Source organism: Microcoleus sp. T3_B1 (assembly GCF_036700445.1).
Classification (GTDB): domain Bacteria; phylum Cyanobacteriota; class Cyanobacteriia; order Cyanobacteriales; family Microcoleaceae; genus Microcoleus.
In genome coordinates this window covers 1-18,678 of the sequence record NZ_JAUBOX010000115.1, presented here as the reverse complement: position 1 = coordinate 18,678, position 18,678 = coordinate 1, and the positions used below count along the sequence as shown (strand labels likewise).

Below are 18,678 nucleotides of genomic sequence, written 5' to 3'. Positions count from 1 at the left end.
AGTGGGTTATAAGCAAACATGACCAACAGGTAGATAATTGTCATCACTATGTTGATGATCGTCTCTGCCATACTGCCAGAAATGACCTGGGCCACTTTGTCGTTGAGCTTCACTCTTCCCCCGATTTCACCAGGGAACCGTTGGGTATAAAATCCCACAGGGAGTTTCAACATATGCCAGAAAAATTGACTGGACATACTGGCAGCTAATTTAATTTGCAACTGTCTTAAATAGCGTCGCTGCTGGGAGAACAAAAACGCCTGAATTAGGGCGGTGAGGAGCATTCCCAGCAGCAATGGACGCAGCCAGTCGGTGCGGTCTTCAACGAGAATTTGATCGACAAATACTTGACTGAAAACAGGTAGTACCAGTCCTGGAAATACTAGCAAAAAGCCAAGTAGGACACTGAGCGAAACTGCTCCCACCGAGCTTTGCAAGCGTTGTAGTAGCGATCTCAATACGCTAGACCGTTGTCCCCCCCGCTTGAACTCCGGCCCCGGTTCCATTGCTAGGATAAACCCAATATATGCCTCGTCAAATTCCTGCAAGGAAACCGTGCGCGGTCCGGTTGCTGGGTCGTTGATGTAAACTCGGTCTTTTTCAAAGCCTTCGACTACTAACAAATGGCTGAAATTCCAGAATGCGATCGCTGGTAGTCGCATTTTAGCCAACTGGGAAGTTTGTTTTTTAAATGCTTTTGCCCGCAGGCCGTATTGTCTAGCAGCTTTGACGATGCTGGCAGGTTGGCTGCCGTCACGAGAAACGCCACATTCCTGCCGTAATTTGGCTAGGGGGACAAATAGTCCGTAATAACTCAGCATGATGCCCAGTGCTGCTGCCCCGCATTCTACTTCTTCCATTTGCAATACGGTAGGTGTTTTAACACGTTTCTTGGGCTGCTGTTCCATTATTTGACTGAGCCACTGTTTCAACACTGCATTACTCCTCAATGGTTCCTATAAGAGGCAATATATTTATTAATTACTTTCAGAAAAACAAATAAATTCATTGAATTTGAGATAATCGGGTAAAACTTTTCAGTCAGTGTATAGGAATAACTATCTTCTCTTTTGTTTCTCTGGAGAACCTGGAAATTACTTAACTTCTTGTGAAAAAAGGGATAGGCTGTGTACGTGAATTCTCTCTTGACAACTATCCCCTATTCTCGTAAAGTCATTCAGGTCAGATATAGAGAATGAGCCACCTCTATTTTTAGTTGTGAATTATTTAACTTTTTTTGGCGCTGAGTTACAGAATTTCCAGGCGTACCGCGAATAATTCCCCGACACTTAGGCGACCCGCACTGACACTGAAACTCTGGAAAATCTTCATTCTCGATTGTTGCGTAGTCTACGGTTAACTCTTCTCCTGCTGCAATATCCCTGAGCGCGTATATATTGAGTCCTCGGTAGCCTATATTGGGTTCGCAAGAGTGGTTTTGGGGTATCCAGTTGGCTGGGTTTTCGTCCCAAAACATAAAGACTTCTTCACTCAAAGGAACAGCATACTGCCGAAACTCTTCTTGCTCTGATGCACTCCAGTGGGATTGGACATAATCACGGGTAACAATCCTTTTTGGATACTCCTCTCCCTGGAAGATAATTTCCCCAGCTTTCAAATCAGTCACCGCATAAATGCCATAGCCAGAAATAGCATTTCCACATACTTTAAATTTTTTCTGACGGCGTTGGTATCTGGTAATACCTTCCGTTATGATATGTTTGAGAAAGCTTGATGCACCTACCTCGTCATACTTTAAAATGTAGTCAGCCGATGCTTCTGCGCCTCCTTCAAAAAAAATAGAAGGGTTAAAGCTAACTTCAAGAAATAAAATTTCTTTTTGCTCATTTACTCGAAAATCTAGACGAGCATAGCCAGCACCGTTAAAAGCTAAGAAAATATTCTTAGCAGCGTCTCTCAAGCGGAGGTCAAGTTCTGAATCGGAACAAGGAATATTACGCTTTGGGTGATGTTGTCGCACCTTCAAATCGTAGGTTTTAAATTGTTCTCCTTCCGGAAAGACGAACTCTAGAGATTTATACGTTATCGGAGAGCGGCGCTCTTCAGGGTTAGCAGCCACAAGGACTGTAAACTCTCGCCCAGGTATATACTCATCGATTAGAACTTGACCAAAGTTGGCTATGAGTTCAGCCACTTTGCTCTGTAATGCCTCTTTTGTTGTTACATAGGATTGATGGTCAATTCCCAGACTGTCTGATGAGGCTGCTGGTTTAACAAACAGGGGGAATTGCAAGTTTTGACAAGCCCTCTCAACATCAGCTAACGTTTCAGCTTTCACAAATGCTGGTGTGCGTACTCCTGCAATGTAAGCAACGTACTTCATTAACTCCTTGCCTGGATCGTAGAGGTCGAAAGTCGGACCCGTGTAAGGCAAATTAAGCTGCTCCAAGGCAACGATTACATCAATAGAGGGAACATCCCAGTCCAAACATCCCGTACAGAGGTTGACAAAAATATCGTAACCTTGCTTCTTTAAATCTTTAAGCTGACGATAGGTTGTGGCTTTATTGAGAAATACATGGTCTACCTGGTCTTCTGGTAGTAGATGAGAAAGGTTACGTGGCGGTTCGCAGTTTTTGTAGTCTGCTTCTACTGTTGATTGAGAATAGTCAGGTTGTAGAACGCAAATTTTCATGTTGATTTCCTATAGTGTCAGTTTAGTACAAGTATCGTAAAAGATTGGATTAGTTTTGAGTTATTGCGATCGCCTCTCGGATTTTTAAGTGCTATCATCTCAAAGACGGGCAATCGCCTTTTAGATAGAGGAACTGCAAGAAGATAGTGCAGCTATCCCTGAACCTGTTGCGCGAGGACGAGTATGGGGCAACTGGCTTAAGGAGCGATCGCTCTGTGCCTGCTCAAGAGAATTCCTTAGCCGTTCCGCTAAAACTCGTACATGAGGCTCCTTGACAATGGTGTAGTGATCGCCAGAAATTGTATCAATCTTCACTCCACCTTCCGTTAACTGATTCCAACCCGTTGTGGGGTCTGAATTCTCTAACCCAAACGATTCCTCCGCACGAAATACCATAATCTGGTTTGGATAAACAACTGGCGTGTAGGTGCGTTCAGCCTGACGATTTGCCAAAACAACCTCTAGCAGACGGCGAATTTCAACCACTCCAGCATCAGGAAGCACAACGTTAGCAGCCCTCGCCCGCTCCAGCACATAGCCCAACTGCTCATCCGGCGCAAGCGATTGGAGAGCGCTAACCGATACAGCAAGCTCCTTCCCAAAATAACTGCCCAAATCCTTAGCAAACCAAGCTAGTGTGGCAGCAGTATCAACCTCCATCGGTTGACTGTTACGCTGGGGTGCTGAACTATCTATCAGAGCAAGCAACGCCACTTGCTCACCTGACGAATACAACTGTTGAGCCATCTCAAACGCTACCACTCCACCAAATGACCAGCCTCCCAGCAAATACGGACCTTGCGGTTGAATCTCGCAGATTGCCTCGATATAATAACTAGCCATAGCTTCAATCCGGCTCTTTGGCTCCCCTTGCCCATCAATCCCCGACGCTTGCAAACCGTAAAAGGGCTGGTCTTCACCCAGATGACGAGCTAAATCCAGGTAACAAAGCACATTGCCCCCGATGGGATGAACGCAGAAAAAGGGAGGCTTCGTACCATCTGGCTGAATCGGTACTAAAGGAGAACTCAAGAGAGAACCCGTCGCCTGACGCAGAATGCTTGCCAGATGCTCAATCGTCGAACTGGGAAAAAGCGTCGCTAGCGATAACTTCTGCCCAAAATGCTGCTCAATCTCCAGCATCAGGCGTACTGCCGATAGAGAGTCACCGCCCAAGTTAAAGAAGTCGTCTTTCACGCTAATGGGGTGAATACCCAGCACCTTTTCCCAAAGATGAGCCAACTGAAGTTCCCAAGTGTCACGGGGAGCTATAAATGCAGTTGGTTCAATGCGTCTGCTGTCCCTTGGAGTGGGTAGTGCTTTGCGGTCAACTTTCCCATTAGAATTCAGTGGCAGGGACTCCAAGAACGTAAACCCTCCCGGGAGCATATAAGCTGGTAAGCGCTCTTTCAAGTAGGTGCTCAGGCTTTTATCGCATAGCTCTCCGGGAGTCGGTTGCTCGTTTAACACTACCTCTTGCGCGAATAGGCGATTGTAAAATAAGTTGCTCTTTGAGGGAGTCTTGTAGAGAAAAGAATCATATTCAAATTCAAGGCGTTCTCCACTCTGTTTGAGCAAATAGCCTCGAATGTGATAGTCAGGACTTAACTGGTCTTCACTCAACTGAGCGCTACAAACGGCTTCAATTTTGTCTCCAGCCGCCACTTCAATACCCGGATAAAACACTGGAAAATAAACAGGTAGCCAGCTACCGACATAAGCTAGACTGTCAATGACTTCATTCTCAACTGTGTGTAAATTAAGCCATAACAAAAATCCATCAATTTTGCCACTTTGAGTGATGGTAAGGCTTATCTGTCGGTCATATTCTGGATTAGAGACTTGATTGAAATCCAAGTCCTCAAAAACATCTACAGTGGAGATGATGTTTGACTCAGGAAAATTTCGGAAAGATACCCTTAAGGAAATTTTCCCTCCGAGCTGGTTGAAAATCTGCTGAGTGTAATAACCCGATAGTTCCGAAAAGTGAGGCTGACTGGCAAACGTTTCAGGAAGATAAACAGCAGCGATATTAGTCACGCAGCGCTGGGGAATCATCATTCCATCTTCCTTGAGAAACCTTCTGGCATCATTGAGAATCGAAACCGCCCCTTCTGAATTACCGATTACGCCAATCAGTTCTGAAACACACAGATCGACTTTTTCCGGGAGTTGCACTTGGGTGGCATCCCCATAAATTACCGATATTTTGTCTGACAACCCCAGAGATTTCACATAACTGGTTGCCTGTTCGTAAGCTTCAAGTTGCATCTCAATGGCGTAAACTTTCTTAGCGCCATGTTCGGCACAGAATTTCGCCCAAACAACATCCTTACCCGTGCCAATGTCTACAACGACTTTGTCCTTAACAACTTTTTTAAGTGCCACCTCATAACTATGATTTCTCACATGGTCATAGGTCATGGCATAGTACAGGATGGCATCATAAACTCGGTAGTCTCCCGGACAGGGCCATAGTTCTACCTGAGTGTTTTTGGGTTTGGGAACGACATAGGCGACGAGGCGTTGCTTGCCTGATTTTTCTTCGTGAGCCACTACCACACTGTCTTGCACCAATGGATGCTGATTGAGAGTTGCTTCGATTTCCTCCGTTTGGATGCGGAAGCCGCGTACTTTCACTTGGTTATCAATGCGCCCCAGGATTTCGATATTACCGTCGCTCCCGATACGGGCTAAGTCCCCGGTTTTGTAGAGGCGAGAATTTGCTTCATCACTAAAAGGATTGCGGATAAACCGCGCCGCCGTCAATTCGGGACGATTGAGATAGCCTTTTGCTAAACCAAGGCCACCAATATATAATTCGCCCGTCATCCCTTTAGGCACGGGCTTTTTGTTTTCATCCAACAAGTAAATCTGGGTGTTGGCAATGGGACAACCTATAGGTACAGAGTTGACATCCGGCAATTCTTTCCAGATATCTGGTTCGTAAAGCGTGGATGTGATAGTGGTTTCAGTCAGTCCATAGGCATTAAGCCAACGGACGCGATTACCCGCTATTTTCTGCCAACTCATCAATCGCTCTGGTAAAACTTTCTCATTGCCAACTACAACTAGGCGCAGCGTGGGAGGTAATTGCGCCTGTGAACTAGACAAAGCAGATACCCATTCATGCCAGTAAGAAGCAGGGAGGTTGAGAACAGTCAGCTTTTCCCGCTCTATCAGTGCTTGAAACTCTGCAACAGTTGGAGTTACAGAACCAGGACGGAGAACGACAGTACCCCCGCTTAACCAGGTAGGGAATAACTCTTCTGCTGCAACATCGAAACTAATCGAAGCAAACTGTAAAACCCGATCTGTTGTCTGCAAATTATAGTGCTTGGCAATGGAAACACTGTGGTTGGCTAAAGCTTGATGCGGAATCAGAACTCCTTTTGGCTGCCCTGTAGAGCCTGAAGTGTAAATGACATAAGCTAGATTGTCAGATGTCGTGCGGGTGTCAGGGTTCTGCTCGCTGTATTGGGCAATCTCCTCCCAATCAGCATCTAAACACACCACTTTTGCTTCGTGTGGGGGAAATTTTTCTAGCCACCGTTTTTGAGTTAACAGCACTGGTGGTTGAGCATCCTCTAGCATCAAGGACAGTCGCTGTTGCGGGTAGGTTGGATCTAGGGGGATGTAGGCAGCACCCGCTTTGAGAATACCCAACAGTGCGATCGCCATTTCCAAAGAGCGTTCCACACCAATCCCAACCAGAGCTTCTGGTTCCACTCCTAAAGAAATTAGGTAATGCGCTACCTTGTTGGCTCGATGATTTAATTCCCGATAAGTGAGGCTTTCCCCCTCAAAAATCACGGCGATGCTATCAGGCGTTTGTTCTACTTGAAACTCAAATAACTGAGGAATACACAATAGTTGAGGCGTTGATGAATTAATATTATTTGCCATTTGTTCTCTTGGTAGTCGCCGTTAATCCCTGCAATACACTGTTTGTCTAAAGTTGAAAGAAGAGCGCATTAAAGTTTCAAGACTGCATTAAGAGTCTCCATTATGGTTCCCCAACTCCGCCCGCGTCAGTCAGGAAAGTCGGAGCGTTGCGTAAACTTTTATACATTACGAAGATAACTTATGTCTTAAGGGGGATGTCAATCAAAATACCCCTGTAATAAGTAAATCTTCCGTGAATACCTTTTTTGAAGAGAAAATAAATTGAACCATCCGAGGTAACAATACAGTCAAAGCATAAGTTGTATCAGCCTCATACCCCTGATTCCAAAGCTGAAAAATTGGCAGCTTCTTGCGCTAGCGCACAGGATGTCATAAAAGAAGCGATCTGAAGAGCAGCAGCGCTTGCGCTATCGCCTCTAGGACTGCGCTTTTTGCGATCGCTTCCCTTGTTGTCAAGCTTAACCAAAAAACGATTGCCTTTCCTCAAGTAAAAAAGAGGAGGGATGGCACTCGTAGTTTCTACTTCTTTAAGACGATTCCTAAAGTCACTTTCTGAATTTTTCGAGTTAGAGGCTTTTTTTCTAACTTGATGCCCCATATGAGATGAGTGCGATAAGCGGAAAAGGGGGCGATCGCACCCCCCTATCTCCAAACTCCACCAGCCGCGATCGCACCAGAAGGCAATATACCTAGAAACGGGACAGTTTCGGCTGGGAGGAGTTCAACCCATCTTTTTCGTCTGACTCTCTAGGAGTCGAATGAGTACTTCCAGAGATTTGTTTCCGATGGCGGGGAATATACCGATATCCAACAGGGGATGTCCCCTTTCTCCTAAACATGAGTGCTTTGTACCTGAAGCCGCTTGACGATAAGATGGCTGAGATGGGCTGCTTTTATGTACGATACATGGATGACTGGGTGGTGCTTGCTCCCACGCGGCGGGCGCGGCGGCGAGCAATTAAGGCGACGAACCAAGTGTTATGCGATTTTTTTTCATTTTCTGGGTTTCCGTCCGGTTTATGTGCATTGGCTCATTCGTATTTCTTGGCTGTGTAATATGGTCGCAACGTCGCTCCTTTTTGCAATACTGTTTTCAAGATCGCATGATCGAGCAGCTCTCTTTGTTCCTCTGTGAGTGGTTCAGGTCCGTCCACCATCCACGTTTCGGATGTCAAATCTCCTCCTATCAATAACCACGCCACAGGGGTTTGGGCTTTTTTCCATGTGTAATATATCTCTTTTGCTGTGTACTGCCAAAGCATAGCACCGAGTTTCTCGTTAACCCACTCTATGAATTCTATTCCTGACCCTCCGTATCCGAAGTACAGGAAGAAAATTCCTTCTCCGGGCATTATCAGCACCGCTTTTTCCACTACTCCGTGGAAAATATGATGCCCGTTCATCGTCATTGCACACCATGCGTGGACTGTGGCTGTCTGCTTCTTTCCGTTTACTTCGATCGGCAACTTAGTAGTTTTGACGACCGTCGTGCCTATGCGATCGCATCCGTTGAGCACCAATGTTTTTTCACTCCAGGTGGATGTGTTTCCTATGTTGCCTTGGGCATCGATCTGCTGCGCTTGCACTGTGTTTTCTTTTTTTACTTCCATATCTAAGTCCAGCAAGTTCACAGTTTTGTACGTGAGTTCTTGGAACTTGTCGGATGACCACTTATTCGCGTCATCTGCGAAATTCGCATCTTTCACAGCCGTTATATTTAACTGGCTGTGCACGGAACCTTGTGCCTCGGCTGTTATTGTTTTGCTCAGTGTCTTGCCCAGGCTCATCTGGTTGAGAATCTGCACGAACGGGGTGATTTTATCGCTCGTGATATAGTCCCTGTATTGATAGTCGATTTGTGCTATTCCTTTCGTCTTGATGGTGGCTTTTCCCAAAATTTCCGCGTTTTTACGTACCAGGTCGGGAATCTTCCATTGATTTAGGATAAGGTCGGCAAAATCTGGCTTTGTGGTTGACATTTTGCCTGCGTACTTTCTGACCAAGCTTGTAAGCTGTGGGTTTTTGAGGAGGATTTTACCGGATTGCATTTGGTCTCGTTTATCCTTCTGATTTGTGATCGGGACGCTTGATTTTTTAGCATCATTTATGGCTTCTACTATTTAGACGATTCTCGCCGTCTCTTTCTGAATTTTTTGAGTTAGAAGATTTTTGCCAAAGTTGTGTATCTTTCATCGCGTCCGCTGAGTTCAGTTGTTTCCGCCGAAACTGGAGTTCCATAAATTGTGGGCGGCGTAGGTATGGACATAGCCCAATCAAAAAAACGTAGTATTTGCGTCTAACCTGTCCTTTTTCCTTGCTTCTCGGCGCTTGCAAGTAAATAGATTCCTAGCTCCTAGTTGTAGAGCTAATAATTTACTCCTCACAGATGAACCTATATTCTTCCCTCTTGAGAGAATGCTCCTCTAAAAACCTCTTCATTTTCTGCTTTCCATCGGCAATATTTTGAGAGCGAATAGCTACAGAAGCATAAGGTTCTTCATATTTTTCATCTGATGGGATTTCTTTGTCTAGAAGGATTACAAAGAAATCCGGATCTGACGATAACTCTTTAAGCTTTGCTACATCTAGAATATGCTTATGTAATGAGGCATAGCATAGAAAACCGTTGTAGTACAGGCGGGGTAAGCTGTTTTGATTAACAAACGGTTTAATCCTACAAGCAATCAGATACGAATACAGGATTAGGTTGACATCCCGTAAATTAAATTGCCATTTAGATATATAAAAACCACCCATTCTCGCATTAATTTCTAAAATTTTTACTCCCAGTGGTGTATAAATTACGTCAACACAAAAAACACCATATTTTAAGCCAATATTGTGGCAAGATTTCCAGGCTGCATGAATCATATTTTCTTGTTTTTCTCTGTCCAGCAAACTCGGCATAATTTCCGCCATTTCCTTACAGAGAGTAGGCATTGTTGGGCTTTTATCAGTTACATAACCAGCTACTAATTCACCATCAAACATAATGAGATCAACATGATGCTCAGAGCCTTGCAGGTAAGGAGTAGCAATTATCTTATAGTTGAAACTCAAGCCCATACCTGTTTGAGTGGCGGTTTGAATATAGCTTTTATAGTCTTCAAACCTAGCTAATAATTCTTCTTCTGTTTGAATTACCTCTACACCAAAGGAAGTACTTCCAGTATCTAGCTTAATTACTAAAGGATAGGAAAATTGTGGAATATTAAGGACATCTGCAACATTATTTAAAGCCCAAAAATCTACGGCGTTGGAGAATTCTCTACATTCACAAGCTAGTTTATTGGACTCATCAGCTAGAAGTTTTTTATGAGTCAATAATTTGCTTTTAGCGATGCTTGCGCTTTGATAATCGTTGGCTGGTTTACCTAAAAAGCTAGCGACTAAAGAGGACAAAGGTACATTATCTTCCCAAAACGTAACTACGCCGTCCACGCTGATGCAATGATTGCGGACAACTTCCACAATTGCTAGGGCATTTTCAATATCTTTGCTATGGTCGTCAATGTCAATATTGAAAAACTGGCTGCTGTAACTGGCAGCGAAATGTTGAGAATCCCTATCAATTAAAATAATATTGATACCTACTTGATTGGCAAATTCAAAAACATTCAGCTTTGAGTAGCCTCCACCTCCAATCATCAATATATTCCTGCCTTTTAGCATATATTGATAGGAGCGGTACAACATCGTTTCCACCCATTTATCAAGGATGTCAGTCCTGTTGGGAGAATGTTGCACTTCGTATATCTGCAAGGTGGTAATGCAATCGTGATCGTTGACTTCAATTAGAAACGGTTCTAATTGATTATTGTGATTCCTAAAAAAAATATCTAAACCAATGAAATCCGTTTGTTTTTTTTGTTGGGTGACATGGGTTAAATATTGCGTTTCGTAGCCAATAATAGACTCTAGTACCGCTTCACCTAATCGGTTAATTTTTTCAACAAGCTGATTCTTATCCTCGTTTGTCAACTGGAGCAAGTTACACAGATAGTCGATTGAAAAACTCTCGGAAGTATCTCCATTAATGGGTTGGTCAATATAACCTAGATTGCAGATAATCCCAGATGTTTCAACCACATTATTGGGGCGGCGGGTTACAAACACCCTCAGTCTCGCACCCAGGTTACTATTCTCAGTAATGCTTGAATCGATAAATTCCTCCACAAACAGACAATCATTGTCTTGGAGTGAATCCATACATTTCTTAAAGTTTTCAACAGCCCTGTTCAGATTATCTTTTGATTCAATAGTGCATAGTCGGCTTCCCATCCACCTTGTTCCAGAAGGCTTAATCACAAATTTAGAAGTAGGAAATGCCGTCAAATATTTTCGGATTTCATCACTAGAAAGATTTTTGGATAGGGAAATCAATTGAACTTGTGGAGTGATGGGATGATGGCTATATTTCTCCAAAGAAAAGCCAAAAGCCATCGTTTGGGGTACATTTACATTTCTTGCAGCAGCAAGTAAGCGGGTATGCAGTTTGTCATTGGTATATTCTTCCAGTTCTATACCACTTGACATCGGACAGTCCGCCAGTCCTTCATAGAACTGAAATTTTTGAGCCTTCTCTTGGTGGACTGGTTCATAAAAACTGAAACCCGCTTCGGTACAAAAATTACATAAAAAAGTTATCCTCTGAGGAGTTTTGAATTTGGTATGAAAACATTGACCAAATTCATTCATGGTAATCCCTTCAAGGATGTATAATACAGATTTATCCCCTTTTTGAATAACTTTTACCCAAGTCTGTTCAGTTACTATAAAAGCACTTTCAGGTAAAATTCTACTTGCAGCTAACAGTAATGTAAGCCTTTCGTCCGCTAAAGTAAAGAAAACAATACAGGGTTTGCTTTCATCTGATTCTAGTTCCGCCTCAGCTTCCTTAATCGGCTTCAGATTATAAGCTTGGAGAACTGAGTTGAGTGTCTCAAACATATTTGACTATACTTTTATGAAATGACTGTTAGCTAATCAAATCGAGGAACTCTTGGGGATGTTAAAAAGTTGGCTAAAACTCCCTAGATTATTCCAGAGTTGCTAATTCTATTCTTTCGGACTGCCGATGCTATGCTCAAAGCAGTTCTTCAAATCCAAGTTGGCGCTTTCAGTATCACTCTTGACTGTAAGGGGTTGCGAAGGGTCGAATAGGAGTTTGTTCTCGCAAGGGGTTAAGGTTTGGTGGAAAAATTCTTTACAGCGATTTTGCTCATCTGCAACAATAACCCGCGCTGTATGCCCTGTGCGTAAAACATCAGTGCGATCGCACCATTCGTAGGAGAATATTATCAGGATGTCTCCAGGCTGGCACAGAAGCGCGCCCCCACCATTGGGACAAATGCAACCCGTTCCTGCCTCTCCTGGCAGAGCATAGGTTGACCAACGGTTACCGTTGCTGACGTTGACTATCTCCACTTCTTCGAGGGGCAGTATTCCGACTTTCTCCAATAACTCTTGGTCAATGGTGATACTGCCTACATAATCGCGCTTGGCATCGGTCACACGTACTCGATGAAGTTTAGCGTGCATCAGTCTGATTGTAGCCATATTACTCCTTTTGATAGTCATCTTTTTCTGCTTTTATAATGGGCTTGGCCCAGACTCTAGGTGCGCTTCATCTTCGTAAATAATCGCCATATTTCTAACTCCGTCGGATTGTCCAGCTTACTAGTGTGTGACTTATACCCTTCTGCTATTTTCTTCTTCCATGCGAAAAACCAGGGGGGGTATGTGCCGAATCCAGATTAGTCCTACCTAAAGGTTTTTTCATGTAGAAAGATACTGCGGTAAATACCGACTTAATTTCAGTTTTCCAACAGATTGCCAAATACTGCACCGAACACGCGAATTTTGCCGTAAGGCATCGCCAAAAGTCACCTTTGAGATAAGGCAGATTTGAGGAATTTTGCCTCAAACGAACCCTCATCTTTCTCTCCGACATATTCTTGACAAGGGATTGAAAGTGGGAAGAAGATTCAAAGGAGGAGAGCGGGACGGTAGCATACATTTTCCACATCCTTTCCTCATCTCTAGCAATTCCCGCCTCCTCAGCACTGCCAGACAGGAATTCCCCCAACTTCCACTTTCTTCATCAAATTTTGCCAACGCCAAAATCGGTACAGGCTGCCTTTCACACAGCCCCACCTCAACACACCAACAACCATCTCTCCTTACCTCTAACTTCCCATCATTAGTCGCCGCAACCATCACCGACTCAGAGTGCTGCACATCACGCAATTCCTTAATCGCTTCCTCAGCCCCAACACTTTCTACTTCCTCCACCGCAACGGATAACGTCACCGTCTCCCCTGCATCCGCTTCAACTCCCCCATTCCCCTGGGACATTTCCCCAATTGCCGACTCCGTTGCAGTTGGTGGAACAGATTTATCCCTATCCGTCCCCTCCTCCTCGATAAAATATCCCCTCAACTCCTCACGCAGAATCTTCCGCGCCTGGGAGATGCGCTTGCAGACATTCGGGTAGGAAATCTCTTGCTGTTGGGCAATCTCTGGATAAGACAATTCTTGATAAAAGTGCAGTATAAACGTCTCGCGCAAGCGAGGAGGTAAATTGTCAATCGCACGACGAATCACCATCCTTTTCTCGCCAGTCTCCAAAGCAATTTCTGGCGTATCCTCACTCCGTAGCAGTCCGTCCTCCTCAAAAGATGCGTAACCTTCTATATCCTCAACTCGATTCGCCCCCCGACTGCGTTCACGATAAATGTCCACGCACAGATTGCGAGTCAGCGTCGTCAGCCAGGCCTTAAAATTATTAATTTTCCCGGCAAACTTTTGCACCTTTCCCCAAGCCTTGAGCATCGCCCGACTCAAGGCATCTTCAGCATCAGTCAGATTGCCCCCCATCCACTTGATGCAGCAACGGTGAAGATAATCTTGATACTGCTGCCATTGCTGCCAAAACCCTTTCCCTAAATCTTCAGAGCAACCCTGCAAGTATAATGCACTAACTGTTTGAGAATCTGACATAAATCAATAACTGGTAGTGAACCCTATTAAGGACAGATAAGACTTAAATTTTAGAAGGTTTTATCCATACAAGCTCACGCTGATTTGCTCACCAAAGGCGACTTGGTAGAATGCCGCTCAAAAGCCTCCGCGATGATTTCTGACATCAGTTGTGCAAACGGAATACCAGCCAGATGCAAGATAGTGCCAAGAGAGGTTTGGTTTAGGTCGGAGAAGTCAGTCAGAGGCATAGAAGAAATGGCACAGTTAGGATTAACTTCCAGAACAAAAAGCTCTTGAGAATCTTTGTCCATGCGGATATCTACTCGCGCATATCCGTTGCCACCAACCGCACAATACGCACGCTTGCTGAGATCGCAGAGTTTTTCGCTCAAATCCGAAGCTACCGATTGGCAATGGTAAAACGGTTCCGAGGATGACGATGAAGATTCTTCAAGGTGTTCGCCCCAGAAGTTATCGTAAGACCGAAATTGTTCGGTTTCAGGCAAGCTGGAATGAAACACCAATTCAATCGGCGGATAGATTTTGAGGCTTTCCGGTTGTTGGGAATCACCTAGCAGGAAAACTGTAAATTCACGACCGCTGATAAATCGTTCTACAAAGATGCTGTCCGGTGGAAACTGCATCTCGTGTACCCCTTGCAGCAATCGCTGAACCTGTTTACTCACCTGTTCATCGCTTTCAACAACCGACTCTAGTGAAATTCCGATACTGCCATAGCCGAGTGCTGGTTTAACTAATAGAGGTGTGCCAAGACGTTCGCAAACTCCCTGAACGTGACTAGGGTCTGCAATGACTTCGTAGGGAGCCGTAGCTACATCCGCCTCGACAAAGGCACGCTTCATTCTGAGTTTAGATGAGCCAAGATAATCAAAGGTAGAATCTGCACCCGTAAAGAGGATGCCTTTTGCTTCCAGTAGTTTGATGACGCAAGTGCCAGGGAAGTTGGGGTCTTCATCCCCAGCACAATAGTTCAGTACCACTGGAACGTACTCCTTTTTGGAAGAAGCTACCTCCTCAACAACTTCGTGCATATTTTCAAAGGTGATTGACTGCCACTTCCATTTGATGCCGAGTTCTGCAAATACGTCTGCCAGTTCCTGACGAGCTGAAGGAGTATCGTATTCTTCACTAACCAATCCTTGTTCTGTAATACGGTAAGGAATAAATACCCAGACAAATAGCTGATTGCTAGGCACAGGAAATTTTAGCGAAGTTATCATTGTTTTTGTAGTTTTTTGGGTTGACAGTAATATCAGTAAACTTTCAGGCTGCTTTGCTTACCAAGAACGACTTGGCAGAATGCCTAGCAAAAGCCTCCGCGATGATTTCTGACATCACTTGGGCAAACGGGATGCCAGAAAAATGCAGGATAGTTCCAACAGAGGTCTCGTAAGGTTTTTCATTTTCAGCTTCTCTAGAGTCATATTCTTCAGAAATAGGAATAGAAGATAAAGCACAGTTAGGATTCACCTCAAGAACAAACAGTTCTTGGGAAACTTTATCCATTCGCACATCAACTCGTCCATATCCATTGCCACCAACAGCACAGTAGGCACGCTTGCTTAACTCGCAAAGTCTTTCTTGCAATTCGGGAGCAACCAGTTGGTAGTGACAGAGTGGTTCTTGAAGTGAGAGGGAACTTTCTTGTTCATCTTTTTCTCTGTCGTAAGCCAAAAATTGTTCGGTTTCTGGCAAGCTGGAGTGAAACACTCGTTCCATAGGTGGATAGACTTTAAGGTGTTCTGGTTTCTGAGCCGAACCAACAATGAAAACTGTAAACTCAGAACCATTGATAAACCGTTCCACAAAGATGCTGTCCGGTGGGAATTGCATCCCGTGCTGTCCAGAGAGCAAGCGTTGAACTTGTACTCTCACCTGCTCATCGCTGAAAACTACTGAACTTAAGGAAATTCCATGACTCCCATAAGAGGTTGCAGGTTTCGCAATCAGAGGAGTGCCAAGTCGCTTACACACTCCTTCCATGTGGTTGATGTTAGTAATGACTTCATAGGGAGCAGTAGCCACACCTGCATCGACCAAATCACGCTTCATTAAAATTTTGTTGTCACACAGATGGCAAAAGTTAGCATCTGCTCCTGTAAAAATAATGCCTTTTTTTTCCAAGAGTTTCACCAGAGAAAAGCCAGGGTAGCCATCAAGCTCTTCAAATCCATCGCAATAATTTAAGACTAATGGAATGTACTCTTTACTAGAAGCCGCCACATCCTCAACAATTGCGTGCATATTCTCCAAGGTGAGCGGTTGCCACTTCCACGCTATACCAAGCTCTGCAAAGACATCTGCCAGTTCCTGACGATAAGCAGAATGGTCGTAGAATTCGCTAATCATCCCTTGTTCCGTGACGCGGTAGGGAATAAACACCCAGACAAATAGCTTATTGCTAGATACAGGCAATTTCTGAAACATTGATATTTTCTTCATGAATTGGCTGCCCAACTGTGACATAGATTCCTCCTAGTTGAATTAAATCTGTAGGTTAACCACTAACAACGAGGCACTCTTTATCCATCACAAACATGACCTTTGCACGCAAAGCATGAGCCATGCGGTGGGTAATGACAATCACCGTGCATTTCTTGGCAATGCGCTCTAAAGTTGTCATGATTTCCGCTTCCGTCGCGAGGTCTAGTGCTGATGTAGCTTCATCCAGAATTAGACTCACTTTCACTTGGAAGACAGCTAACTGCACCCACTGTTCTCCCATATCTTTCAGCACCTTTGAAAAAGTTGGCTCAGTACGAAATTTGTTGCCGGACGCGGCTATTGCACGCATGCGTCCGCTGTTGAATGCCTTGGCAGCAGTAATATTCTGATTTATCGAGCCATTACCCCCTGTAGATTCAATTTAATCTTTTTGCTAGCCTTAATCCTCAGCTTGTTTTATTTGTCATCTATCTCTAGACATATTTAACATAAGTCTTTGGATAGATGCTTGTCAAGGGAAATCAATAAAATTTGTGTAAAGAAAACGTCATAGAAGGTAAAAATTCAACATTTCCTGGTTTGGGCCTGAGTAACGTAGAAAAAGGTTGAGAAGAAATGCCCCAATTTACATTCACCTCTAGAGCAAATAGTTCTTGAGATAATTGGTACATCCTTATATCCCTCCGTCCATAGGGGATTTACTGATCTAACAATGATGTACGCACTATTCTGTAAATTACGAGCTAAAAAAATAGCCGTAATTTCACGCTCGACGTGCGATCGTACACGCTCTGAACAATATGGTAGTAATTAAGTAGAAGTCCCTTGTGTAGCGTGAAACCCTGATTATAACTGTATCGTTCAAAAGCTATGAAAGTCTATTAATTGCTTCCACAGGTTGTGAAACGGCATCTGATCTCTATAATACTTCCTCTCCCCCGCCTTTGTAAGTCGGAAAAGTCGGATCGTAAAGTCGGAAAAGTCGGATCTTGCATAATCTATCGAGCTCAGGTTCCTACAACTTTAGGGAACTGTGTAGGACTGGTGCAGGACAGCTATCAAAACCAGACAATGCTATGGCTGCGGTGGTGGGACACCGAGGGCAATTTGCTGCTGACAGGTGCAGAACGAGCCTCTAGAACCCAACAAGCACTTTTTGATGCAATTCCTCGGCTGTTGGGAATGGGATTGAATGCAGAGCAAGTGGGATAAGCCCTGGGTTTATCAGTAGAGTTCGTCAGGCAGCATTCCCAACCTTGGTGCAGCTAAATTTGGCTTTCCCGCACAAGAATTGTGGATTCTCAATCTAGCAAACCTTGCAGTGCATCCGGCTATCGCCGTCACTCCCTAAAAAACCCAGGACTCTCGTGGTCAGGGGGTAAATTTTTACCCGACTGTCAAGCTCTGCGAGACAACAACATTTTAGTCGATTGATTGTCAGGTTAGCCAGACAACAACATTTTGCCTTATTATCGAAGTCAGCCTTACACTCGTTTTCAGCCTCAACGGAGCGCAAAAACCAGACAGGCCAGCCTCAACTTTATTGCTTGCATAACGGCTGCTATGCTACAAAATCGCTTCATAAATTTTAGCTACCTGCCAATTTTCTCAGACTTCGTAAACTTGATTTTTTATTCAATTTAGATACTGTAACTTGACTATTAAATCAATTCACTTGTTGTTAAAAAGGCTAAAAAATAGCTAATTTTTGTGCGCCCTAAAGTCAGGCGTTTGCAGTATAAAGTCAGGCGGAAAGCAGTATAAAATCAGTGAGATTACAGGCATTTGCAGGGGCTGCACTTTACCTGCAAATGCCTCTGTAAATATCCTGCAAATGCCTGCAATTTTATGCCAAATTACTGCTTTTTTGTGTCGAGCGTACATTTGCCTGTTGGGACTGGTTATGGCTGTTCTCAATCGGTAGCAAGCAATGGTTTTGTGATCACAAACCTGACTTTTACGTGCAGAAACAAAAATAATGCACCCTTATGAATGGGGCATTCTAGGCGTCAAGAGGCTTAATTTTTACCCGATATTCGACTGTGCCGATTGCTCACATTGCTCCTGCTGTTGTGACAACTTCGTACCAGCACTGGCATCAATTCCTGCCGTCACACCTGGGTAGCGAGCGATCGGCTTGAGCGACAGCTCGATCGCCCATGACGGAGCTCATAGAATCAAACAGGCGATCAGCTACTCATCTCGCGCCGTAGCTTCAGCTATTAAGAAGGATTTTGCGATGGCAACCGACGTGGGTCTTTCTTGCATCCACCGATGTTTTGGCGATCGTCGGCAAGACGCAATTGGAAGAGTTTAAGCAGCTAAAAGGTGAGAGGCGAGCTCACAAAAACGCATAAAAACGCATATTGCCGAAAGTTTTCCTAGGTCTGCCGCTCTTGGATTTTCCCTTGCTGACCACGGAGACACCAGGAGCGATCGGCTTCTTCGGCAGCCCGATCGTTTCTGATTGATTCCCCGGTAAATCGATAGGGAATAAGAAGTTACTATTTCTATAAATGGATAGGCGGGGAAACAACACTTTCCCCCTTTAAAGCTGGAGACTGTTACAGCTCCCTCAGCCTATTCATATACAGCAAATTCCATGTAAATGTGGTACACTACATTCAGTACATCAGCAGAAAAAATGAAAGCTTATTCGCTCGAGT

At 44.2% G+C, this 18,678-nt stretch carries 12 protein-coding genes; 2 read left to right on the top strand and 10 right to left on the bottom strand.

The features are described from left to right. From QT990_RS33085 to QT990_RS33040, 10 genes are all read right to left on the bottom strand, one after another. On the bottom strand, positions 1-935 hold a 935-nt coding region (locus tag QT990_RS33085), incomplete at its 3' end, for a cysteine peptidase family C39 domain-containing protein (RefSeq protein WP_333466268.1). Positions 936-1,177: 242 nt separating this feature from the next. Continuing rightward, positions 1,178-2,656: an SET domain-containing protein-lysine N-methyltransferase gene (locus tag QT990_RS33080; protein ID WP_333102512.1), complete on the bottom strand. Its 1,479-nt coding sequence runs from the start codon at positions 2,654-2,656 to the stop codon at positions 1,178-1,180. Positions 2,657-2,776: 120 nt separating this feature from the next. Beyond that, on the bottom strand, positions 2,777-6,562 hold the full coding sequence (locus QT990_RS33075) for an amino acid adenylation domain-containing protein (RefSeq protein ID WP_333139133.1): 3,786 nt from the start codon (positions 6,560-6,562) through the stop codon (positions 2,777-2,779). A gap of 1,031 nt (positions 6,563-7,593) precedes the next feature. Further along, positions 7,594-8,610 (bottom strand): hypothetical protein, encoded by a 1,017-nt coding sequence (locus QT990_RS33070; RefSeq protein WP_333300809.1) that lies wholly within the window; start codon positions 8,608-8,610, stop codon positions 7,594-7,596. A gap of 325 nt (positions 8,611-8,935) precedes the next feature. Next, complete coding sequence (locus QT990_RS33065) at positions 8,936-11,512, bottom strand: ATP-grasp domain-containing protein (RefSeq protein WP_333139129.1); 2,577 nt, start codon at positions 11,510-11,512, stop codon at positions 8,936-8,938. 108 nt (positions 11,513-11,620) lie between these two features. Continuing rightward, positions 11,621-12,121: an aspartate 1-decarboxylase gene (gene panD / locus QT990_RS33060; RefSeq protein ID WP_333139127.1), complete on the bottom strand. Its 501-nt coding sequence runs from the start codon at positions 12,119-12,121 to the stop codon at positions 11,621-11,623. 375 nt (positions 12,122-12,496) lie between these two features. After that, a complete protein-coding gene (locus QT990_RS33055; protein WP_333139125.1) occupies positions 12,497-13,564 on the bottom strand; it encodes a sigma-70 family RNA polymerase sigma factor in 1,068 nt (355 codons plus the stop codon). A 74-nt stretch (positions 13,565-13,638) separates the two neighbouring features. Continuing rightward, positions 13,639-14,787, bottom strand: coding sequence for an ATP-binding protein (locus QT990_RS33050; protein WP_333139124.1), 1,149 nt, complete (start codon positions 14,785-14,787; stop codon positions 13,639-13,641). Between the two features lie 43 nt (positions 14,788-14,830). After that, on the bottom strand, positions 14,831-15,994 hold the full coding sequence (locus tag QT990_RS33045) for a hypothetical protein (RefSeq protein ID WP_333466267.1): 1,164 nt from the start codon (positions 15,992-15,994) through the stop codon (positions 14,831-14,833). Positions 15,995-16,064: 70 nt separating this feature from the next. Then, complete coding sequence (locus QT990_RS33040) at positions 16,065-16,361, bottom strand: hypothetical protein (RefSeq protein ID WP_333139120.1); 297 nt, start codon at positions 16,359-16,361, stop codon at positions 16,065-16,067. Between the two features lie 695 nt (positions 16,362-17,056). Here QT990_RS33040 and QT990_RS33035 point away from each other — a divergent pair. Beyond that, the gene (locus tag QT990_RS33035; protein ID WP_333139118.1) at positions 17,057-17,224 is read left to right on the top strand and encodes a hypothetical protein; all 168 of its coding nucleotides are present in this window, start codon (positions 17,057-17,059) and stop codon (positions 17,222-17,224) included. Positions 17,225-18,149: 925 nt separating this feature from the next. Then, positions 18,150-18,329, top strand: coding sequence for a hypothetical protein (locus QT990_RS33030; RefSeq protein ID WP_333139117.1), 180 nt, complete (start codon positions 18,150-18,152; stop codon positions 18,327-18,329). The last annotated feature ends 349 nt before the right edge of the window (positions 18,330-18,678 follow it).